This window comes from Nocardioides sp. AN3 (assembly GCF_054653495.1).
This window is the reverse complement of the sequence record NZ_BAAIGC010000030.1, coordinates 1-21,356: the sequence shown is the minus strand read 5'-3', so window position 1 is coordinate 21,356 and position 21,356 is coordinate 1. Positions and strand designations below refer to the sequence as shown.

The 21,356-nt window shown below is 70.7% G+C and carries 16 protein-coding genes; 6 read left to right on the top strand and 10 right to left on the bottom strand.

Annotation, left to right across the window (positions count from 1 at the left end):
* Positions 1-26 precede the first annotated feature (26 nt).
* Positions 27-3,644 (bottom strand): transcription-repair coupling factor, encoded by a 3,618-nt coding sequence (mfd, locus tag ACYQ1K_RS22905; RefSeq protein ID WP_459985654.1) that lies wholly within the window; start codon positions 3,642-3,644, stop codon positions 27-29.
* A gap of 184 nt (positions 3,645-3,828) precedes the next feature.
* On the opposite strand from mfd, the gene ACYQ1K_RS22900 reads away from it, so the two are divergent.
* The 3 genes from ACYQ1K_RS22900 to ACYQ1K_RS22890 are packed head-to-tail and all read left to right on the top strand — an operon-like array spanning position 3,829 to position 5,338.
* Positions 3,829-4,050 (top strand): ribbon-helix-helix domain-containing protein, encoded by a 222-nt coding sequence (locus ACYQ1K_RS22900; protein WP_459985653.1) that lies wholly within the window; start codon positions 3,829-3,831, stop codon positions 4,048-4,050.
* A complete protein-coding gene (locus ACYQ1K_RS22895) occupies positions 4,047-4,454 on the top strand; it encodes a PIN domain-containing protein (protein WP_459985652.1) in 408 nt (135 codons plus the stop codon). The genes ACYQ1K_RS22900 and ACYQ1K_RS22895 overlap by 4 nt, the downstream gene beginning before the upstream one ends.
* On the top strand, positions 4,451-5,338 hold the full coding sequence (locus tag ACYQ1K_RS22890; RefSeq protein ID WP_459985651.1) for a M15 family metallopeptidase: 888 nt from the start codon (positions 4,451-4,453) through the stop codon (positions 5,336-5,338). Before ACYQ1K_RS22895 ends, ACYQ1K_RS22890 begins: the two co-directional genes overlap by 4 nt.
* 11 nt (positions 5,339-5,349) lie before the next feature.
* On the opposite strand, the gene ACYQ1K_RS22885 is transcribed toward ACYQ1K_RS22890, so the two are convergent.
* From ACYQ1K_RS22885 to pstC, 8 genes are all read right to left on the bottom strand, one after another.
* Positions 5,350-6,114, bottom strand: a complete 765-nt coding sequence (locus tag ACYQ1K_RS22885; RefSeq protein WP_459985649.1) for a lytic transglycosylase domain-containing protein — start codon at positions 6,112-6,114, stop codon at positions 5,350-5,352.
* Between the two features lie 20 nt (positions 6,115-6,134).
* Complete coding sequence (pstB, locus tag ACYQ1K_RS22880) at positions 6,135-6,938, bottom strand: phosphate ABC transporter ATP-binding protein PstB (protein ID WP_459985700.1); 804 nt, start codon at positions 6,936-6,938, stop codon at positions 6,135-6,137.
* Between the two features lie 158 nt (positions 6,939-7,096).
* Positions 7,097-8,011, bottom strand: a complete 915-nt coding sequence (locus ACYQ1K_RS22875; RefSeq protein ID WP_459985648.1) for a sortase — start codon at positions 8,009-8,011, stop codon at positions 7,097-7,099.
* Between the two features lie 116 nt (positions 8,012-8,127).
* Positions 8,128-10,065, bottom strand: a complete 1,938-nt coding sequence (locus tag ACYQ1K_RS22870; protein WP_459985647.1) for an Ig-like domain repeat protein — start codon at positions 10,063-10,065, stop codon at positions 8,128-8,130.
* Positions 10,066-10,191: 126 nt separating this feature from the next.
* Positions 10,192-12,837 (bottom strand): hypothetical protein, encoded by a 2,646-nt coding sequence (locus ACYQ1K_RS22865; protein ID WP_459985645.1) that lies wholly within the window; start codon positions 12,835-12,837, stop codon positions 10,192-10,194.
* Positions 12,837-14,522 (bottom strand): phosphate ABC transporter substrate-binding protein PstS, encoded by a 1,686-nt coding sequence (locus ACYQ1K_RS22860; RefSeq protein ID WP_459985644.1) that lies wholly within the window; start codon positions 14,520-14,522, stop codon positions 12,837-12,839. Before ACYQ1K_RS22860 ends, ACYQ1K_RS22865 begins: the two co-directional genes overlap by 1 nt.
* Positions 14,515-15,888, bottom strand: a complete 1,374-nt coding sequence (gene pstA, locus ACYQ1K_RS22855; protein ID WP_459985643.1) for a phosphate ABC transporter permease PstA — start codon at positions 15,886-15,888, stop codon at positions 14,515-14,517. The genes ACYQ1K_RS22860 and pstA overlap by 8 nt, the downstream gene beginning before the upstream one ends.
* Complete coding sequence (pstC, locus tag ACYQ1K_RS22850) at positions 15,885-16,895, bottom strand: phosphate ABC transporter permease subunit PstC (RefSeq protein WP_459985641.1); 1,011 nt, start codon at positions 16,893-16,895, stop codon at positions 15,885-15,887. Before pstC ends, pstA begins: the two co-directional genes overlap by 4 nt.
* Positions 16,896-17,129: 234 nt before the next feature.
* Between pstC and ACYQ1K_RS22845 the strand changes: the two genes are divergently transcribed.
* Genes ACYQ1K_RS22845 through ACYQ1K_RS22835 form a run of 3 tightly spaced genes read left to right on the top strand, consistent with a single transcriptional unit; the run spans position 17,130 to position 20,505 of the window.
* Positions 17,130-18,446, top strand: a complete 1,317-nt coding sequence (locus ACYQ1K_RS22845; RefSeq protein ID WP_459985639.1) for a UDP-glucose dehydrogenase family protein — start codon at positions 17,130-17,132, stop codon at positions 18,444-18,446.
* Positions 18,443-19,672, top strand: a complete 1,230-nt coding sequence (locus ACYQ1K_RS22840; RefSeq protein WP_459985638.1) for a glycosyltransferase family 4 protein — start codon at positions 18,443-18,445, stop codon at positions 19,670-19,672. The genes ACYQ1K_RS22845 and ACYQ1K_RS22840 overlap by 4 nt, the downstream gene beginning before the upstream one ends.
* A complete protein-coding gene (locus ACYQ1K_RS22835; RefSeq protein ID WP_459985637.1) occupies positions 19,669-20,505 on the top strand; it encodes a sugar phosphate nucleotidyltransferase in 837 nt (278 codons plus the stop codon). The genes ACYQ1K_RS22840 and ACYQ1K_RS22835 overlap by 4 nt, the downstream gene beginning before the upstream one ends.
* Before the next feature lie 31 nt (positions 20,506-20,536).
* On the opposite strand, the gene ACYQ1K_RS22830 is transcribed toward ACYQ1K_RS22835, so the two are convergent.
* A partial coding sequence (locus ACYQ1K_RS22830; protein WP_459985635.1) for a putative collagen-binding domain-containing protein occupies positions 20,537-21,356 on the bottom strand: 820 nt, incomplete at its 5' end.

Sequence of the window (21,356 nt, the reverse complement as noted above, 5' to 3'; positions counted from 1 at the left end):
CCAGACCCTATCGATCGTCTCGCGCCTCACCCGACAGGCTCGGTCACCGGGTCGATCACCGAGTCGATCACACCGCGCGCCCACTGCAGCAGCGCGATGCCGTCGAGGGGCTTCGCCGGGAAGCCCGAGGAGATGGGCCGAGGCACGAGGATCGTGTCGACCTGCCCCTTGACGAGCGACTTCGGATAGAGCCGCTGGAGGCGCACCTGGCGGCTCTCGGGGAGCACGACGGGGGCGAACCGCACGTTCTTGCCGGCGATCGTCACCTCGCCCACCCCGGCCTTGCGCGCACGGGCCCGGAACCGTGCGACCAACAGCAGCGAGGCCACCTCCTGCGGCGGCTCGCCGTACCGGTCGTCGAGCTCCTCGGCGATGGCGTCGACGTCCTCGTCGGAGCGCACCTCGGCGAGCCGCTTGTACATCTCCAGGCGCAGCCGCTCCGAGGGGATGTAGTCGTGCGGCAGGTGGGCGTCGACCGGCAGCTCGATGCGGACCTCGTTGAGCTCGGGCTCCGTCTCGCCCTTGAAGTCGTTGACCGCCTCCCCGACCAGCCGGACGTAGAGGTCGAAGCCGACGTCGGCGATGTGGCCGGACTGCTCGCCGCCGAGCAGGTTGCCGGCGCCGCGGATCTCGAGGTCCTTCATCGCGATCGCCATGCCGCCACCGAGGTCGGAGTGCTGCGCGAGGGTGGCGAGCCGCTCGTGCGCGGTCTCGGTCAGCGGCTTCTCGGCCGGGTAGAGGAAGTAGGCGTACGCCCGCTCCCGCGAGCGGCCCACCCGGCCGCGAAGCTGGTGCAGCTGGCTCAGGCCGAGCGTGTCCGCCCGCTCGATGATCATCGTGTTGGCGTTGGAGACGTCGAGCCCGCTCTCCACCAGGGTGGTGCAGACGAGCACGTCGAAGCGCTTCTCCCAGAAGTCGAGCATCACCTGCTCGAGCTGCTTCTCGTTCATCTGGCCGTGGGCTGTGGCGACCCGGGCGTCGGGCACCAGCTCGCGGATCCGCGCGGCCGCCTTCTCGATCGACTGCACCCTGTTGTGGATGTAGAAGACCTGACCCTCCCGGAGGAGCTCACGACGGATGGCGGCGACGACCTGCCGGTCCTCGTAGCCGCCGACGTAGGTCAGCACCGGGTGGCGCTCCTCCGGCGGCGTGGTGATCGTCGACATCTCGCGGATGCCGGTGATGGCCATCTCCAGCGTGCGCGGGATCGGCGTCGCGCTCATCGACAGCACGTCGACCGCGGTGCGCATCCGCTTGAGCTGCTCCTTGTGCTCGACGCCGAAGCGCTGCTCCTCGTCGACGATGATCAGCCCGAGGTCCTTGAACCTGATGTCGGGGTTGAGCAGCCGGTGCGTGCCGACCACGATGTCGACGGATCCGTCGGCCATCCCGGCCATGATCTCCTTCGACTCCTTGTCGGACTGGAACCGGCTCAGGCCCCTGAGGACCACGGGGAAGCCGCTCATCCGCTCGGTGAACGTGCTCAGGTGCTGGGTGACGAGCAGGGTCGTCGGCACGAGCACCGCGACCTGCTTGCCTTCCTGCACGGCCTTGAACGCCGCCCGGACGGCGATCTCGGTCTTGCCATAGCCCACGTCACCGCAGATGAGCCGGTCCATCGGGACGCTGCGGCGCATGTCCTCCTTGACCTCGTCGACCGTCGAGAGCTGGTCGGCGGTCTCGGTGAACGGGAACGCGTCCTCGAGCTCGCGCTGCCACGGGGTATCGGGCCCGAACGCGTAGCCCTTGGTGGCCTGGCGGGCGGCGTAGAGCTTGATCAGCTCGGCGGCGATCTCGCGCACGGCCTTGCGGGCGCGGCTCTTCCGCTTCTGCCAGTCGGCGCCGCCGAGCCGGTCGAGGCTGGGCTGTTCACCGCCGACGTAGCGCGTCACCTGGTCGAGCGCGTCGGCCGGGACGTAGAGGCGGTCCGGCGGTCCGCCGCGCTTGCTGGCGCCGTACTCCAGGACGAGGTATTCGCGGACCGCGCCGCCGACCTCGCGCTGCTTCATCTCGACGAAGCGGCCCACGCCGTGCTGCTCGTGGACCACGTAGTCGCCGGTCTTGAGCTCGAGCGGGTCGATCTGCCGCTTGCGGCGCGCCGGCATCTTCTGCATGTCCCGGGTGGAGGACTTCTGGCCTGAGATGTCCTCGCCCGTGACGATCGCCAGCTTGGTCTCGTCGTCGACGAGGCCGGTCGCGATCGAGCCGCAGGTGACGAGGACGACGCCGTCGCCCGCGCCAGACCCGTCGCCGTCGCCAGCTCCATCGCTGGTCGAGTAGCGAGCGCCAGCGAGCGTATCGAGACCCTCGTCGAGCCGCGCGGGGACGTCCCGCTCCGCCAGGACCTCCACGGTGCGCTGCGCGGGGCCGTGACCGGGGTGGACGACGATGGTGCGGTAGCCCGCGAGCCGCCAGGCATCCAGGTCCGCGATCGCCTTCTCGACGTCGCCGCGGTAGGGGTCGACGGGGTTGTGCGGCAGGGTCAGGACGGGGACGCCGGCGGTGTCGGCCGTGATCGCGCCGGTGTCGTCGGCCAGCCCGAACGGGCTCATCGACCACCAGCTCTGCCGGCGGGCGAGGGCGTGGGAGCGGACGTCGCCGAGATCCCAGTACGACGCCTTGCCCAAGTCGATGGGCGCGCTGCCACCGCTCGCGGCCGCCGCCCAGCTCGCCCCGAGGAACTCCTCGCTCGTCGCGACCAGGTCGTGCGCCCGGCGGCGCACCCGCTCCGGGTCGAGCACGAGGATCTGGGCGTTGGCCGGCATGAGATCGACGAGGAGCTCCATGTCGTCGACGAGCACCGGCGCGAGCGACTCCATCCCCTCGACCGCGATGCCGGCGGCGATCTTGTCGGTCAGCTCGATGAGCTGCGGGTGCACCTCGCCGAGCGCCCTCGCACGGGCACGGACCTCGTCGGTGAGCAGCAGCTCGCGGCACGGAGGCGCCCAGAGGCGGTCGACCTTGCCGGTCGCCGGGTCCATCGCGCGTTGGTCGGCGACGGAGAAGGTGCGGATCTCCTCAATGTCGTCGCCCCAGAACTCCACCCGCAGCGGGTGCTCCTCGGTGGGCGGGAAGACATCCACGATGCCGCCGCGGACCGCGAACTCACCGCGCTTCTCCACCAGGTCAACCCTGCTGTAGGCGGCGGCCGCGAGGCGGCCCACGACGTCGTCCAGGGAAGCGGTCTGCCCGGGCACCAGCTCGACCGGCTCGAGGTCGCCGAGACCTTTGACCTGCGGCTGCAGGACCGAGCGGACCGGAGCGACGACGACCTGGAGGGCCGGATGGTCCGGCGTGGGGTGCACGAGGCGGCGCAGCACCGCGAGGCGACGGCCGACGGTGTCGGAGCGAGGGCTGAGCCGCTCGTGCGGAAGTGTCTCCCAGCTCGGGTAGTAGGCCACGCCCTCGGGATCGAGAAGACTCCCGAGCGCCGCGACCAGGTCCTCGGCCTCCCGGCTCGTCGCCGTCACGGCGAGCACCGGTCGGCCCGCGCGTGCCAGCCCGGTGACGAGGAACGGGCGCAGCGCCTCAGGGCCGGTGACGTCCAGGGTCGCGACGGCGCCGCCGCGCGCGTCTGCGACGACCTCCATGAGGGTCGGCTCCGCCAGGACAGCGTCGGCGAGTGCGGACAGGGGGCGGGACATGGGGTCTCCTCGAGCGGCACGACGAGCGCCCCCGGTCGGCTGGCGACGGGGGGTGGGACGAAGGCGAGTCTACGGGGCGAGGGGTTGTCCACAGGCGGCGGGAAAGACTGTTGCTGCTGCGGTCGTGCGGCGAGCACGATTGTCGCCCGAGCAAGGCATTACCACCGGGGGTAGCATCATGATCGTGGCGGAGTACGTGAAGGTGAGCATCTCGATGCCGGGCGACCTCGTCGAGCAGGTGAAGGAGCGGGCCGGGAGCGGCGGGGTGTCCGCCTATGTCACAGATGCGGTGCGCCACCGGATGCAGATGGAGGGGCTGCGTGACCTCGTCGAGCGGATGGAGGCCAAGCACGGGCCGGCCGACGAGACGAAGGTCCAGGCCATCATCGACGAGTACTTCACGTGAGCGCCGCGTCGACCGTCGTCCTGGACGCCACGGCCCTCGCCTCCACGGCGGCGGAGGACCGGATCTCGCTCGAGTGGGTCAAAGCGGCTCTCCGGGCTGATCGCCCGCTCTGCATCAGCGCGGTGACCATCGCCGAGGTCACCGACGGCAGCTCACGCGACACCCGCGTCCGCCGTCTCGTCAACCAGGTGACGGTGCACGACGTCACCCCCGCGATCGCCCACGCCGCGGGTGCGATGCGGGCGCGGGTCCGCCGTCGCAAGCAGCGCGACCTCACCGTCGATGCCGTCGTCGCGGCCACGGCCGCCAGCCTGCCTGGACCGGTCGTCGTGCTCACCTCCGACCCCGATGACCTCACGGCGCTCCTCGAGGGAACGACCGTGAGGGTCGCATCGCTGTCGTGAACCCCGGAGGTGTCGGGGAACGCCTCCTCGCACTCGTGGTGCTCGCGGTGCTGGTCGCTGGCTGCGCGAACGAACCTTCGGCGGCCCCGGGCGCGCCGAGCACGCCCACTGTGCCGACCGTGACGGTGACGGCGACGGTGACGCCGAGCCCCACCGCGACGTCGCCGGCGCCGGGCACCGTCCCGCCGTCCTGGCTGGGCACGCGCGTGCTGCCGACCACGGCCGCGGGATACGGCCACATCCTCCCGACCCCGGAGGAGCTGCGCGACCGGCGATTCACCCTGCCCGACACGGTGCCGATGCTGCCGGGGACGGGCTTCACCAGCCGGATCACCGCCCCTGCTCCCGCTGACGTGATCGCGCGCTCCACGTGGGTTCCCGGATGCCCTGTCGCCGCCTCCGACCTCGCCTGGGTGCGGCTGAGGTTCTGGGGCTTCGACGCCGCCCGGCACACCGGCGAGCTCCTGGTGAACTCGTCGGTGGCCGAGCAGATCGTGCAGGTCTTCGGCGACCTCTACCGTGCGCGCTTCCCGATCGAGGAGATGCGCATCACCACGCGCGCCGAGCAGACGGCGCCGCCGACCGGGGACGGCAACGACACCGGCTCCTTCAACTGCCGGCCGAAGGCGGGCCAGAAGAGCGGCTTCTCGCAGCACGCCTACGGGCTCGCGGTCGACGTCGACCCGTTCCAGAACCCCTACGAGAACGGCTCCCTCGTGCTGCCGGAGCTGGCGTCGTCCTATCGCGACCGCAGCGACGTCCGCCCCGGGATGATCCTCCCCCGCGGCCCCGTCGTGCGCGCCTTCGCCCGGATCGGCTGGACCTGGGGCGGCACCTGGCACTCGCTCAAGGACCTGCAGCACTTCAGCCAGAACGGCAGCTGACCTCGCCGAGATCAGGAGGTGCGGGACGCGTAGGTCTGGGCGGCGGCGTACACCTGGTCGACGTAGGCCTGGCTGTGGTTGTAGGAGAGGACGGCCCGTGCCCAGCCGGAGCCGTCGGCCAGCGAGCCGGAGGCGCACAGGTAGCGGCCGGCGGCGTACGCCGCGTCGTCGAGGTCCTGCACGTTCGCGACGCCGTCGCCATCGCCATCGGCCGTCCATCGCGACCAGGTCGACGGTATGAACTGCATCGGCCCGGCGGCCTGTGCCCACTCGGACGTGCCGGAGCCGTCGGCGCCGATGGCGGCGAGGTCCCCGGACCCGTCGAGCGTCGGGCCGAGGATCGGGGAGGACGACAGGCCGTCCTCCCCCAGCGTCCGTCCCCCGTAGGTCCCGTGCTGCGACTCCACCCAGCCGATGCCGGCCAGCGTGGTCCAGCCCAGGTGGCAGCCGGGGTCCTCCGAGGCGAGGTGGAGCTGGGCGTCGGCGTACGCCCTCAGCGCAGGGCCGGGGATGCCGGCCGCGGCTGCGGTCGACGCGACCCAGGCCGGCGAAACCAGCTCAGGACCGTGGGCGGCAGCGGGTGCCCTCGCCGCCGGCGCCGGCTCGGCCGGAGCGGACGGAGTGGTCGGAGCGGTCGGGCTCGCAGCGAGAGGCACGATGAGGGGTACGTCGGAGGAGGCCGTCCCGCTGTCAACGACGACGGAGGCGAACCCCACCACGGCGGCGGCCGCGAGCGCCACGAAGACCGCAGCGCGCATCGGTGAGCGCATGAACATCTGCGACTGCTCGCGCCTGCTCAGCCGAAGCGGCCGTTGACGTAGTCATGCGTGCGCTCGTCCTGCGGGTTGGTGAACATCGCCTTGGTGTCGCCGTGCTCGACGATGGCGCCGGGAGTGCCCTGAGCGGCGAGGAAGAACGCGCACTGGTCGGAGACACGCGCGGCCTGCTGCATGTTGTGGGTGACGATGACGATCGTGACCTCCTCGGCGAGGTGCTTCATCGTCTCCTCGATGACGCGCGTCGACGTCGGGTCGAGGGCCGAGCACGGCTCGTCCATGAGCAGCACCCGAGGCTTGATCGCCATCGAGCGCGCGATGCAGAGGCGCTGCTGCTGACCGCCGGACAGGCCGCCGCCAGGTGCGTCGAGGCGGTCCTTGACCTCGTTCCAGAGGCCGCCCAGGCGCAGGCACCGCTCGACGAGCTCGTCCTTCTCGGACTTCGAGGCCTTCTTGCCGGTGAGCTTGAGACCCGCGAGCACGTTGTCGTAGATCGACATGGCGGGGAAAGGGTTGGGCTTCTGGAAGACCATGCCGATGTCGCGGCGAGCGCGGGTGATCCGCACGGACGCGTCATAGATGTCCTCGCCGTCGAGCAGCACCTGCCCCGCCAGCGACGCGCTCGGCACCATCTCGTGCATGCGGTTGAGGGTGCGCAGGAAGGTCGACTTGCCGCATCCCGAGGGCCCGATCAGCGCCGTGATCTTGCCTGCCGGCATGGTCAGCGAGACCCGGTCGAGCACCTTGCGCTCGCCGAACCAGCAGGAGACGTCGACGGCCTCGAGCTCGGCGAGACCCTGGTCGTAGGCGACGGCGACCGGCATGGCGTCCGGGTCTGCGGCATCGGGCAGCGCCGGCATGACCATGGTGCTGTCCTGCGAGTGCGAGGCGGGCATGAGACTCCTTGAGAGCAACCGCGGTCGTGCGCGGGTGCGCCGGTTTGAACCAGTAGATGATTTGAAGCAGTAGATAATAACGTGAGCTAGTAGAGATTGGGCAGGACGACCACGACCTGCTTGGCGATCTGCGCCCCGAGCGCGAGAACCACGGGCGCGGCCACGATCCAGGTGTGCCACCGGCCCCACCGGCGCAGCGACCAGAGAAGCCCCGCGCCCGCGGCGATCGCGAGCTCGAGCAGCAGGAACAGCGGCAGCCAGCCGCTCGGATCGGTGCCGAGCGGGTCCTCGGCCCTACTCAGCGATCCGAGGCGGAGCACCGGCTGGGGAGCCGGCTTCGCGATCCCGACGAGGTCGGCATCGACGCGCACCACGCGGTCGGAGGAGAAGATCGACCCTGCGGACGTCACCAGCGTGAGCCGACCGGCCTTGGCCGGCAGCGCGGCGACCTTGGCACCGGCGCGCCGGACGGCGCTCACCTGATACGTCGCCGTCCCCTGGCCCGTGACAGTGGTGATCCGATCACCGGGCACGAGCCTGGCGATGGCGCGGAACGGACCGCCGTACGCCGCTTGGCGACCGTAGACGACGCTCACCCCCTGCTGACCGGGGAGCGGCGTGTCACGGCGATGGCCTGGCCCGTCGAGAAGCGTGCGCGACGACGTGCCCTCGACGACCGTCTGGGTGAGGCCGAGCGCGGGGATCCTGAGGAGCGCCACCGGCATGCCAGGCCGGAGAAGCGCTCCGTTGACGTCGACCTGGCCGACGGGTGCGGTGCCGCCGGCGAGGTCCGCGCGGAACTGACCGTAGAGAAGCCGCTGGCTGCGCTGCTCGGCCAGGTGCGACATGAGCGTGAGGTGGGCGACGAAGCCGGCGAGCAGGACGACGAAGAGCATCATCGCCCAGCCGGAGACGCGCAGCATGGTCGTCTCGGACGGGAGCGGGACGGCACGTCGCAGATCCGAGGGAGCGGAGGTGTCGAGGGTCGCGAGGCGGTCCATGGCGCGTCGAGGGGCCCGGGCGATGCGCTCGCGGAGAGATCTCGCCGAGCGGCGGAGCACCGCCCCGGCCGGGGCCGGGGCGGTGCTCGGTTCGCTGGATGCGTGGACCGACAAGGTCACGTGACCTTGAGGGTGGCAAGCGCCCTCAGCGGAGCCGGCTTGACCTTGGCGTCGCCCGTGTAGGAGACGTAGACCGTGTAGGAGCCCTTCTTGAGCCTCTTGGTGAGCGTGACGACGGCCTTGCCGCCGACGAGGCCCTTGTTCGCGACCGTGACGAGGGTCCTCGTGCGCTTCTTGACGACGACGGTGACCTTGCCGGTGGGCACGGTGCCCGAGGCGGTGACCGTGACGGTGACCTTGGCCCTCTTGGTGTGGCTCACCTTCGGGGCGACGGCCCGGACGACCGGGTTGACCTTGACGATCGGCGCGGCCTTCACGGCGATCGTGCCGGCCGGGACCTGCGTGGTCGCCACGCCCGCGAGGGCGGGGGTGAAGACGCCGGTGTAGCCGAGCGAGCCGACCGTCGGGGTCGGGATGGTGATGGAGGTCGAGGTGGCGCCCGCGGCGATCGTGCCCGTGTAGTCCTTGCCGCCGGCGGTCAGCTTGACGGTGCCGCCGCCGTTGCCGTTCGACTGGACGCCCACCGTGACGGTCGCGCTCTTGCCGGCGGTGCCGGTGGTGCTGCTCGCCAGGACCGTCGCCGTCGACGGAGCGTCGAACGTGCGGCTCGTGTCACCGCACGAGCTGGCGCCCGAGGAGGCCGTGAGGGGCAGGAAGCCGTACTGCTGGATGGCCGCGGTCTGCTGGCACACCGAGGACGTCGTGCCGACGAAGGTGTCGTGGATCAGCTGCAGCTTGGCGCTCGCGGTCGGGGTCCGCCAGGCGGCGGCGGGGATCACGTTGTAGACCAGGCGGGTCAGCGCGAAGGGAGTCTCCGAGCCGCCCTGCTTGGCATTGGTGACATAGGCCGGGTCGGGCGCCAGCGTGGCGTCCGTCGACGCGTCGCCGGTGTAGGGAAGGGCAGCCGCGTCGGACACCGAGGAGAACAGCGGCACGAGCTGGTAGTCGGTGCCCGCCACCTTGCCTGCGTCGGGGTCGGCGATGGTGTGGTTGTGGTAGCCGATGAACTTCGCGCCGGAGAACGGAGCGATCGCGGCCGCAGTCGCCGGGGCGCTCGTCAGGACGGTCGCGTCGTGCTCCTGCACCGGGCCGGTCGCGCCGTAGCCCACCGCGCCGATGTAGGGGTCGGTGCCGGTCGGAGGCGTGGTCGAGGGCCACAGGCCGTCGCCCTTGGTGCTGCCGCCGGCGGTGAGGTTGATGCCGCCGCCCTGGGTGGCGAGCTGGGCGAGGAAGAACTGCCGGCTGCCCGAGCCGGCCTTCGGCACGAAGGCGTTGATCGGCAGGTAGAGCGACTTGTCCGCGGCGGCGTCGTAGGCGGCCTGGGTGACCAGCGCACCGTCGGCCTTGGTCACGTAGGTGTCCGTGCCGGTGTAGATGTTGACGAGGTCCGTGATCGAGACGCCCTTGCCGCCGTTGGTCAGGAGGAAGGGGCTTCCCGCGGGGACGGCGAGGCTGACCGCGTCCGTCGCGAACGGGACGTCGGTGACGGTGCCGTTGCTGTTGACGGTGGAGCTGATCGCCTGAGCGCCGGAGGCACGCGAGAAGTCGACGTCGTTGATGTTGGCGTTGCCGGCCGCGGTCAGGCCGATCGAGTCCGTCAGGGCCTTGAAGCCCGCACCCGAGCCGTTGGGGCGGTTGGCGACCTTGCCGCTGCGGTAGGTGATCGTGCTGCCACCCGTCGCCGTGAACGAGGCGATGACCTGCTTGCCGGCAGCGGTGTTGATCGCCTGGGCGATGCCGTACATCACGTCCTGCGTGGTGTCGGAGCCCACGCCGACCAGCGTGGTGCTCGCAACGGGCGTCGTGATCGCGGCGTCCTCGTCGGCGGCGGTCGGAGGCGTCGCCACCGCGAACGCGGTCGAGGTCAGGCCGAGGGCCAGCGCCGCAGCTGCGGAGGCGCTGACGGAGGCCTTGGCGAAGGTGGTGACCTTCATCGAGTGTTCCTTTCAAGGGGTTGGAGTGCTGCCACCGCCCGGCCGGTCGCACACGATCCGGACGCTAGGAGTGAGGTGGAAGCGCTGGGGGTTTCGTCGGTGAATGGGCGTGGAACAAGCTGTGAATCAGTGACACCGGCGCGCGGCCGCGATGACCGTCGGCCCGGCCACCAGGCAGGGAAGCGCGAACAGGAGGGCGGCGAGGACGGCGTACCTCGCCGCCGGGCTCACGCGGGCCACCGGCGTGACGCCGAGGGCCGCGGCATCGACCACGTCGCTCGCAGCTCCGTGGCGCCCCCCACCACCGGCCGCGGCGGCCACAGGCGCCGTCGCCCCCGACGGGGCTGACGGCCCTGACGGCCCGGTCGTCGTCGGCGGTGACGTCGACGACGACGGCGTCTTCGACGGCGGGGTGCGCGGCGGGGTCGTGCCGGCCCGGTGAGAGGCACACTGCGGCTTGCGGACCTCCGCCCGCAGGTCTGCGGCCACCGACCTCGCCTCTGCCTTGTCCGGCGCGCTCAGCGGTGCATAGCCGAGCGGGAGCTGGCCGAGCCTGGTGCCCGAGGACTGGCCGGCCGACCCGACGTAGTCCAGGAACGTCGCGTACGCCGCCAGCTCGGTCGTCGAGGCCCCGCACACGTTGATCGCGGCATAGGTCTGCATCGTCAGCGGATAGCCGCCGGACGCCGTCCTCATCGGGTCCACCCGGTAGACACCGGGCACGTCGGTCGAGACGCGCTTTGCGAGCTGCTTGTCCATCGCGTCGACGGTCGGCGAGACGCCGGCACCCGTGGCCGCGGAGTCAGGAACGAAGGAGGCCGTCGGCAGACCGTAGAGGCTCGCCGCCTGCGCCGTCGTCAGGGCCAGCTCGAAGCGGCTTCCGGGCGTCTGGGGCGACCCGCCGGCATACTGCGGTGGGACCTTCGTCGTGTCCCAGAAGACCTTCGAGCCCGCGGTCGCGCTGACCGTCCGGCGTCCGCCATCGGTGAAGCTGGCGGTGTAGGGACGCAGGTCGAGGGTCCCGTAGCCCGGCGGGGGCGCGTCGCCGGTGACGTAGCTCGAGGGGTCCGACTTCGGGAACGAGGAGAGGGTCGTGTCGCTGTCCAGGTCGAGGTCGAGGTAGGCCGGGTTGATGGTGGTGCCCCAGCGGTCCGGCTCACCCGCGAGGAAGTTGCGAGCCGCCGTGTCCGAGCGCAGCCAGGACCAGACCGCCTGCGCCGCGTCGGTGTCGCCGAAGGGCACCATGAGGCCGTCCGGTGCGGCGTCGCGGTAGAAGTGCGCGAAGGCGGGGTTGAGAGCGAGGAACTCGGGGTCGCGCGTGAGGCTGGGCGGGTTGTCCTTGCGCACCGCCGAGTTGGCGCCGTCGCCCGGGATGTCGTTGAGATAGGACTGGGTGAGCAGCTTCGCGACCAGCAGCGGCGTGAGCCGCAGGTCCGTGACGAGGGTGCCGTTCGCGCCCAGGTCCGGGTTGGTCTTCTCGTTGGTGTTGTAGTTCTTGTCGATCAGGTAGCTGACCACGAGGGCCGACGTGGCGACGGGCGCGTACTCGAGCGTCGCGCCACCGACCGTCGCCGGATCGACCGGGTCGGTCATGAAGGTGAGACCCGGCGCGCTCGGCGTGGCACCGAGGACCGTGGAGCGCGCCTGCCCGTCGCCGATCTGGGAGTAGCCGAGCGTCGTGCCCTGCGCACACAGTGCCGACTGCCACGAGCTGAAGGCCGAGGCGACCAGCTCGGAGCCGGCCGTCGGGATCTCGTTGGCGCCGAGCCGGCAGCTGGCGCCGATGGGCGAGAACGAGAGCCTCACCTGCATCCGGTCCTGCCACGCGGAGGCCGAGAGCGGCGATCCTGCGACGTACTGGGAGTTCGGCGGCAGGGAGTCGTCGTGGTCGGCAGCCCGGGCGCCGTTGAGGTTGTACTCGCCGCGCGGCACGACGACCAGCCAGCACGAGTAGCCCGCGTTGCTCAGCGTCGGGTTCCCGCAGCCGAGGTACGGCGCGGAGAGCGCGCTCTGCAGGTTCACGATGTACTGACCGGACCCGTCGGCAGCCGTGCGGGCGTAGGTCACCTCGTTGGACTGGGCGGATCCGAACGGTGGCTGGGCGTCGGAGTCGTTGGTCCAGCCCAGATCGGCCTTCTTCGGGTCGTCGACGCTCCAGAAGGGCACGAGGTGCTGCTCACCGAGCCCGAACGGAGCATGGGTGTAGGCGGCACCCAGATCCTGCTTCGGGTCGGCCTCGTCGCCCGTCAGGAGGTCGCGCGTCGACGCCGCCGCACCGGTCCGGGCTGCGATCGAGCTCGCGGGTGTGCCCCATTGGCACTGTTCGGGCGCCGGCCCCGATGTACCGGGACTCGCCCAGCACTGCATGATCTGAAGGAAGTTGCTGGCCGCGCCGCTCGGCGCGGTCGCCTTCCCGCCCGTCCACGAGACCTGGAGGCCCTGGTCGGTCAGGTCCTGCGTCTGCGAGACCGTGACCTGGAGGTCCTTGAACAGCGGCTGGTTCTTGTCGGCCGGGTCGAGCTGATCCTTGTCGCGATAGTCGGGATCGAACGAGGCGCGGTCGTCGGTCCACGAGACCGTGACCGAGCTGCTCGTCGTCGCCGACGCCACACCCGACGTGGCCGACGCACCGGAGGGGCCCGCCGCCTCCGCGGTGCCGGCCGAGACCGCCAACGCCGTGAAGAGGAGACCCAGACCCAGGTCGAGGAGGAGCGCCACCGCGGCGACGCGCCGGAGGCGTCGCGAGCGCAGGAACCAGGGCGTGCTGGCCATCAGGACCTCGTCCGCCTGCTCGACAGCGCCAGGAGCGGCGGGGCGAGGATGAGCGCCAGCAGCAGCCCGACCACGAGCCACACGGCCCACCGCGACAGGCCCGAGAGCGGATCCGAGGCGACCTCGGTCGGCGACGCCGCGAGCTGCGTGCACTGGCCGGTGTCCTGGTCGCACGAGGTCTTGCCGTCGGGGTTGAGCAGACTCGTCTGCGTGCCGGTCCCCGATCCGCCGCCGGTCCCCACCGCTGAGCCCGGTCCGGGAGCGGCGCCGCCCCGTCCGGCGGAGGCCGGCGTACCGCTGTTGGAGCCGCCCGTCGCGCCGGTCCCCGTCGACCCGGTCGAGCTGGTGGCCTGGCCCGTGGCGGAGCCGCCCTTTGCTCCGACGGCGTTCTGGTCGCCCTGGCCCCCGGTGCTGGCGGACTTCGTGCCGTTCGCCGGGGTGCCGTAGGTGCAGCCGGCCTTCGCCCCGGCCTTGTCGCAGAGGTCCGGGTAGAGGGCGTTCTTGGCGAGCGTGTTGGTGCCGTCGGAGGAGAACGTCGGGTTGTTGCACTTCTTGATGTCGATCGCCGCAGTCGCGGCGCCCGGGATCCTCTTGACCTGCGAGAGCCCGGCCTGAACCAGGTTGATGGGCAGCGGCGAGTAGCCGAGGGTCGGCGCCTTCTGCTGGCCGTCGCACAGGGCGTAGCGCACGAACGCGCTCAGCGTCTTCCCCTTCGCGGTCGTGAACCCGTTCTGCAGCTGCGTGGGAACGACGAAGTAGGAGTACGACGAGATCGGGTAGTTCCGCGGGTCGGGGTCGACGTAGACCCCGTCGAGGTTCTGCGTGAGGTACGTCGGCCCCGCTGCCATGTTGATCTTCGCCTTGAGCAGGGCGACCGCGACGTTGGACGCCGTCGGCAGGGTGTAGAACCCCGCCTTGTTGAGCACCTTCGCCACGGGGAAGCCGCTCTGCAGGGCGTAGGAGTACTCGACGTAGCCGACACTGCCGACGTTGCCCGCCTGGGCGACGAAGCCGGCAACCCCGTTGTCACCGGACTTCGCCTGGTGGACGGTCGCCTTGTAGTCGCTGCACTGGGTGAAGAAGGAGAGCTGGCCGCAGTGCCAGACGGACGGGAACTGCTGGGCCATCCACTGCGTGAACATCGCGGTCGACCCCGACCCGTCGGAACGGACGACGGGCGTGATCTTGAGCGGGGGAAGCGCGACGCCGGGGTTCTCTCCGGCGATCTTCGGGTCGTTCCACTTGGTGATGCTGCCGGCGAAGATGCCCGCGATGGTCGGGCCTGAGAGCTTGAGGTTGGTGAAGCGCCTGCCGGCGACGGTCAGGTTGTACATCAGCGCGGTGCCGCCGGCGACGTCCGGGATGTAGGCGAAGGCACGTCCGGGCGGGTCGGGGCTGGTGTCCTTGACGCCGTAGGGGATGTCGCTGGCCGCGAAGTCGTCGCTGTTGCCCTGGGCGAAGCCGGTGAGGCCGGCGACCGACCCGGTGGCGGCGAAGTTGACCTTGATGCCGGCGTTGACCACCGAGGCGCGCCAGTCGTCGATCGCGTTGGCGGCCCATGACGAGCCCTCCCCTGTGATCGGCGTGTAGGCGTCAGCCATGGCGGGGGCGGCGGCCAGGCCCAGACACGCGACGGCGGCGACCACCGCCGCCGTCATGAGCCCGACGAGACGGTTCCTATGCACTGGTTCTCCTGTGGCGAGACTCCGCGGACGGCTGGGCGGACGGCTGGGCGGATGGCTGAGCGGACGGCTGGGCGGACGGCTGGGCGGACGGGTCCGGCGAGGCTGGACGACGGACGAGGGCGCCGGCCGTGCCGGCGAGCGCCGACATGCGGCCCGAGCGGGCCTGGCGACGCTTGCGCCGCGCGGCCCGCTTGGCGACGTCCTGCGAGCCGAGCACCCGCGCGAGGACGAAGAGGATCAGGACGAGGCCCATGAGCACGACGGCGGCGCCGAAGCCGCGGTCGATGACGGTCTGCTGCGGCGACTTCACGAACTGGAAGGTCACCAGCGGCAGCGAGACCATCGGCCCGGAGAGCGGGTTGGCGTTGAGCGACGCGGTGAAGCCGGCGGTGAGCAGGACCGGGGAGGTCTCCCCGATGCCGCGTGCGGTGGCCAGGATGATCGCCGTGGTGAGGCCCGAGCGCGAGGTCGGCAGCACGACGTGCATGACCGTCTTGAACTGGCTCGCCCCGAGACCGAGGCTGGCCTCCTTGAGCGTGTGCGGCACCAGCCGGAAGACCACGTCGGCCGCCCGGATCATGATCGGCAGCATCATCACGGTGATGGCGAGACCCGCAGCCAGACCGGACTTGTCGAAGCCGAGGATGAGGACGAACGTCGCGAGGATGAACAGGCCGGCGACGATCGACGGCAGCGCGGTCATCGCCTCGACGATCGTGCGGACGAAGCGCGCGAAGGGCCCCGGCACCTCGGAGAGGAAGAGCGCCGTCGTCACGCCGAGCGGGATGGTGACGGCCAGCGCGATCGTGATCTGGATGAGCGTCCCGACGATGGCGTGGAGCACGCCGCCCTTGGTCAGCGGGTCGAGCGGCCCGGCAAGCGTCATGTCCTGGGAGAACATGTTGAGGTGGAGGATCGAGCGGAAGCCTCGCCCGACCGTGTAGATCAGCACCGAGGCGAGCGTGCCCACCAGCAGGAGGGCGCCCGACTGCACCAGGACGGCGATCACCCGGTCGGTGACGACCGGCCCCGTCTCGTCGAGGGCGACCAGGACGGCGTAGACGGCGAGGAACAGCGCGTAGGCCACCACGACGAAGGCCAGAGGCCCACGCATCGGCGCGACCTGCGTGGAGATCACCATCGTCAGCGCGAGCGAGGCCACACCGGCACCGATCAGGGAGAGCAGATCGCCGATCCTGACGCCGTTGGTGAAGCGACGCGCCTCAGGGGTCGCCGGTGTCGCCTCCTTCCGCGGCAGGACGGTCGAGGCCCCGAAGAGCTCCTCCTCGGGCGTGATGGTGGAGCCCGTGAGCGGCTCCTCGGGCACGACGACGGATCCCGCGACGGGCTCGGCGACCTCGGTCAACTGCTTGCTCCAGAACGCGAACGGGCGACGACCGAGGATGCCGCGAAGTTGATCATGAGAGTGAGGACGAAGAGCGTCAGCCCTGCGGCCATCAGCGCCGAGAGGCCGAACGGGCTCGCCTCGGCGAAGTCGAGCGCGATGAGCGACGACACTGAGATCGCGCCGCTCTGCAGGAGGTGTGGCTGCAGCTCGAAGACCGGCGTGATGATCATGTAGACCGCGATCGTCTCGCCGAGCGCCCGGCCGAGGCCGAGCATCGTGCCGCCGATCATGCCGCCCTTGCCGAACGGGAGCACCACCGAGCGGATCACGCCCCACTTGGTGGCGCCGAGGGCGAACGCCCCCTCGCGCTCGCCGATCGGGACCTGGGAGAAGACCTCCCGCATGATCGAGGTGACGACGGGCGTGATCATCATGCCGACGACCAGCCCGGCAATGAGAGTGGAGCCCGTGAACACCGTCATCGACGGCAGCGGGTCGTCGTGGGAGACGCCGTCCACGTGGAAGGGCCCGAACCAGCCGAAGTGACGCGAGAGCCAGGCGGCGACGGGCGCCACCTTCGACTGGAGGAAGAAGAACCCCCACAGGCCGTAGACCACCGACGGGATGGCGGCCATCAGGTCGATGACCGAGACCAGCAGGCTGCGCATGCGGTCCGGCGCATACTGCGTGATGTAGAGCGACGTCGCCGTGGAGAGCGGGAACGCGACGAGGACCGCCACGGTGGCGATGAGGATGGTGCCGGTCAGGACCGCGGCCACTCCGAAGTGGCCCTTGTCCGGCTCCCATGCCTGCGTCGTCAGGAACGAGAGGCCAGCCTGGTTCAGCGCCTGGTAGGCGCGCACGCTCAAGAAGATGCCGACCAGCAGCATGATGGAGAGCACGACCACGCCACTGCCCGTCGCGACACCGCGGAAGATCTTGTCCGGAGTGTCCCGAACGAGGGTGATCCTGCGAGGCCGGTCCTCAGTGGCGGGTACGTCGTCGAGTTCAGCTGCCAGCCCCACAGGGCGCAAGCGTGGACATCACGGACGACCGAACGCCCCTTCGTCGGTGGACGGCAGATGAACAGGCAGGCGTGGTTCGGTGACAAACCGTCCGAGGCCGCCGGGCGACCTTCCCCAGTCTTGAGTAAGGAAGCCGACGCGACACGGTGTCCGCAACGCCTCGATCCACGCTGAGGGACGTCGAGGGCCCATACGGGCCAGCACCACCAGTCGCCTCACATCGGGGGATTCGTCATGAAGGTCGCCGTCTTCGGCCTGGGTTATGTCGGCACGGTCACGGCGGCAGGGCTCGCCCACAGCGGCCACGAGGTCGTCGGCGTCGACGTCGACGACGCGAAGGTCACCGCCATCAACGACGGCCAGAGCCCCGTCGTGGAGCCGGGCATCACCGAGCTCGTGGACGACAGCGTGCGGAGCGGGCGGCTGCACGCGACGACGTCGGTCGCGGAGGCCATCGCGGGCGCCGACGTCTCCCTCATCTGCGTCGGGACGCCGTCGGGCAGCCACGGCAACACCGACCTCACCTATCTCGCGCGCGTCGTGGTCGAGATCCGCGACGCGATGGAGCACGTCGCACCCCCGCCGAGCGGCTTCCACGCCGTGGTCGTGCGGAGCACGGTCCCACCCGGGACCGTCGACCAGGTGGTCGCGCCGGTCTTCGCCCGCGGCGTGCCCGGCTGGGAGATCGGGACGGCGATGTGCCCCGAGTTCTTGCGCGAGGGCGTGAGCGTGAAGGACTTCTTCGCGCCCCCGTTCGTCGTGGTCGGGACGGCCGACGACCAGACGCACTCCACGATCGCGGCTCTCTTCTCCTTCCTCGACATCGAGGTCCGGCACGTCGCCGTCGCGACCGCCGAGTCGCTCAAGTACGCCTGCAACGCCTTCCACGCGACCAAGGTTTCCTTCGCGAACGAGCTCGCCCGGGTGTTCCGCGGCTACGGCGTGGACTCGCGCGAGGTCATGGAGATCTTCTGCGAGGACACCAAGCTCAACATCGCGCCGACCTACCTGCGGCCCGGGTTCGCCTACGGGGGCAGCTGCCTGCCGAAGGACCTGCGGGCCCTGCAGTACATGGCGCGCACGAACGGGGTGGACGCTCCACTCCTCGCCGGCACCGCCCTCACCAACGAGCTGGTCGTGCGCGACGTCGTCGAGCGGGTGATCGACTTCGGGCTGCGTCACGTCGCACTCCTCGGCCTCAGCTTCAAGTCCGACACCGACGACCTCCGGGAGAGCCCGAACGTCGAGCTGGCCGAGCGCCTTCTCGGCAAGGGCTTCGAGGTCCGGATCTACGACCCGATCATCAACCCCGAACGCCTCGTCGGCGCCAACCGCCGTCACGTCGAGGCACGACTCCCCCACCTGAGCCGCCTGCTCGTGTGCACGCCGGAGGAGGCACTCGAGGGTGCGGAGGTGGTCCTCGTGGGGACCACGTCGGAGGCGGTCAGCGCCGCCCTGGTCGCCGCGGCGCCCGAGCACGTCATCGACCTGACGGGCCGGCTCGAGGATGACGTCGAGCTTCTGCCGGGCTACAGCGGGGTGGGCTGGTGACTGCATCCCCCCGGGTCCTCATCATCGTCCAGAACCTGCCGGTGCCGTTCGACCGGCGGGTGTGGCTCGAGTGCCGGACGCTCCGCGACGCCGGGTACGACGTCACGGTGATCTGCCCGCGGGGCAAGGACACCGGCGCCTACCAGGTGGTCGACGGCGTCACGATCCACGGATACCGCCCCTACGCGCCGGGTGGCAGCGCGCTGAGCTACGTGTTGGAGTACGCCTACTCCTTCCTGGCGACGCTCCGCCTCGCGCTCAAGGCGCGTCGTCGCGGCGGGTTCGCGGTCGTGCAGGCGTGCAACCCACCCGACATCTTCTGGCCGCTGGCCCGCTGGCTGCGGCTGCGCGACGGCACGCGGTTCGTCTTCGACCACCACGACCTGTGCCCCGAGCTCTTCGAGTCGCGCTTCCCGACCGGCTCGCGCCTGGCGCTCAAGGGTCTGAGGCTGCTGGAGCGCGCCACCTTCCGGACCGCCGACCGGGTGACCTCGACCAACGAGTCCTACCGCAGCATCGCCATGCGGCGTGGCGGCAAGCCACCCGCCGAGGTGAGCGTGGTCCGCACCGGTCCCGACCCGCAGGTGATGAAGGCGAAGGCGCCCGTGCCGGCGGAGCGACGCGGGCGCGCGCACCTCGTCGCCTATCTCGGCGTCATGGGACCGCAGGACGGGGTCGACGTCGTCCTGGCCGCCGCCGACCACGTCGTCCACGGCCTGGGGCGCACCGACATCTCCTTCACGCTCATGGGCGGCGGCGACTGTCACGCCGAGCTCGTCGCCGAGCGCGACCAGCTCGGGCTGCAGGACTACGTCGAGCTGCCGGGACGCGTGTCTGACGCCTACGTCGCCGACGTCCTCTCCACCGCCGACGTCGGCCTCTCCCCCGACCCGCTCAACCCGCTCAACGACGTCTCCACCATGAACAAGACCATGGAGTACATGGCCTTCGGGCTTCCCGTCGTCGCCTTCGAGCTGGTCGAGACGCGGGTCTCCGCGGGTGACGGTGCGGTCTACGTCGACCCGGCCACCGGGGCGCGCGGCTTCGCCGAAGCTCTGGTCGCACTCCTCGATGACCCGGAGTCGCGCCAGCTGATGGGCAAGCTCGGCCGGGAGCGGGTCGAGACCCAGCTCGCCTGGGCGCACCAGGCCCCGGCGTACCGCGCCGTCTTCGACGAGCTGACCGGGCGCGCCGCGCCCACCCCTTCCCGAAAGGACGCGTCATGAAGGTCGTTCTCTTCTGCGGCGGGCTCGGCATGCGGATGCGCGCCGACAACCAGTCCCTCCCCAAGCCCATGATGCCGATCGGCAGCAGGCCGGTGCTGTGGCACATCATGCGCTACTTCGCGCACTTCGGGCACACCGAGTTCATCCTCTGCCTGGGCCACGGCGCCCAGGCCGTCAAGGACTACTTCCTCGACTACCGCGAGACCGCGTCGAACGACTTCGTCCTGACCAAGGGCGGCAAGCACGTCGACATGCTGAGCACCGACATCAGCGAATGGACGATCACGTTCATCGACACCGGCATGGACACCCCGATCGGCGAGCGTCTTCGCCGGGTGAGGCCCTACCTCGAGGGCGACGAGTACTTCCTCGCCAACTACGGCGACGTCCTCACCGACGCGCCCATGAACGACCTCATCGACCAGTTCGCCGAGACCGACGCCGTCGCCCAGTTCATCGCGGTCAAGCCCGGCGACTCCTTCCACGTCGTCGAGACCGACGACGAGGGACGGGTCAAGGACCTGGTGCCGGCCGGCGACCTGCCGTTCCGCATCAACGGCGGCTACTTCGTCCTGCGCCAGGGGATCTTCGACTACCTCGACGAGGGCGACGACCTGGTGATGGACGGCTGCGTCAAGGCAGCCAAGGACGGGCGGACACGCGCAGTGTCGTACGACGGCTTCTGGGCGCCCATGGACACGCTGAAGGAGCGCACCCACCTCGAGGATCTTTACCGGCGCGGCTGCAGCCCGTGGGCGCTGTGGCGAAGCCAGCCCAACCCCGGCGGTGTGCCCATCCTCCCGATCGAGGTTCCGGTCGCGCTCACCTCATGACGCCGTGGCTCGGGGGTCATGACGTCGCACCTCAGCGTGGTCGCTTGGGCACTCGCACGCTGTTGCTCACGACCGCGGCGTAGGTGGTGGAGGTGCTGCGCCGGAGCGCCCGTGCCCTCACGCGGATCTGGCGGAACTTGTACGGCACCCGCACGGTGAGGACGTTCGAGCCCCGGTAGGTCTGCGTGGTGATCGTGCGCCACGAGCCATGGGCGAGGCGTCCTTCGATGGTGATCGGGCGGTGGACGCCGCCACATGCCGAACAGCCGGCGTACGTGAGGCGGAACCGGGCACGCAACCCGGCCGCCGTGCGCCCCTTGGCCCAGGAGCGGGGCGCCAGGTGTGCTGTGCTGCGGTAGGTCACGGAGCCAGGCGGCGGAGGCGTCGAGGGGCCCCCCGTGTACGCCCCCAGGACGAGGACCCAGTCCGCGTCGTGGACCGAGTTCGAGCCCTGCGAGGCCGAGCTGTACGTCGGCCCCGGCGTGGCGGCCCTGGTGGCTCCCGAGGCGGGGTCGACCCACGTGGCCCTGTAGCCGGGCACCATCATCGACTCGTCGATCGTGATGGTCGAGGGGTGGCTCATGTAGATCACGGCCAGGGTGCCGTCCGGGGTGCGCGAGGCGGTCACGTATCTGTCGGAGTCATTCAACAGGTACTTGCCGGACCCGCCCGAGACGATCGGGGCGATGTGGGTGCCGCGGCCGGCGGTCACCAGGTCGCTGGCGGTGTCGGCGATCAGGCGTTGCCAGCTGGGCAGCGCCCGCCAGTAGCTGGTGATCGCCGGGACCTGAGTGTTGTAGAACGGCGCCGACGCGATCTGGTCCTGGGCTCCGCTGCCCCACTGCCACACC

Coding starts and splice junctions, on each gene's coding strand:
- mfd (WP_459985654.1), bottom strand. CDS start 3,644: ATGTCCCGCCCCCTGTCCGCACTCGCCGACGCTGTCCTGGCGGAGCCG.
- ACYQ1K_RS22885 (WP_459985649.1), bottom strand. CDS start 6,114: ATGTTCATGCGCTCACCGATGCGCGCTGCGGTCTTCGTGGCGCTCGCG.
- pstB (WP_459985700.1), bottom strand. CDS start 6,938: ATGCCGGTCGCCGTCGCCTACGACCAGGGTCTCGCCGAGCTCGAGGCC.
- ACYQ1K_RS22875 (WP_459985648.1), bottom strand. CDS start 8,011: ATGGACCGCCTCGCGACCCTCGACACCTCCGCTCCCTCGGATCTGCGA.
- ACYQ1K_RS22870 (WP_459985647.1), bottom strand. CDS start 10,065: ATGAAGGTCACCACCTTCGCCAAGGCCTCCGTCAGCGCCTCCGCAGCT.
- ACYQ1K_RS22865 (WP_459985645.1), bottom strand. CDS start 12,837: ATGGCCAGCACGCCCTGGTTCCTGCGCTCGCGACGCCTCCGGCGCGTC.
- ACYQ1K_RS22845 (WP_459985639.1), top strand. CDS start 17,130: ATGAAGGTCGCCGTCTTCGGCCTGGGTTATGTCGGCACGGTCACGGCG.
- ACYQ1K_RS22835 (WP_459985637.1), top strand. CDS start 19,669: ATGAAGGTCGTTCTCTTCTGCGGCGGGCTCGGCATGCGGATGCGCGCC.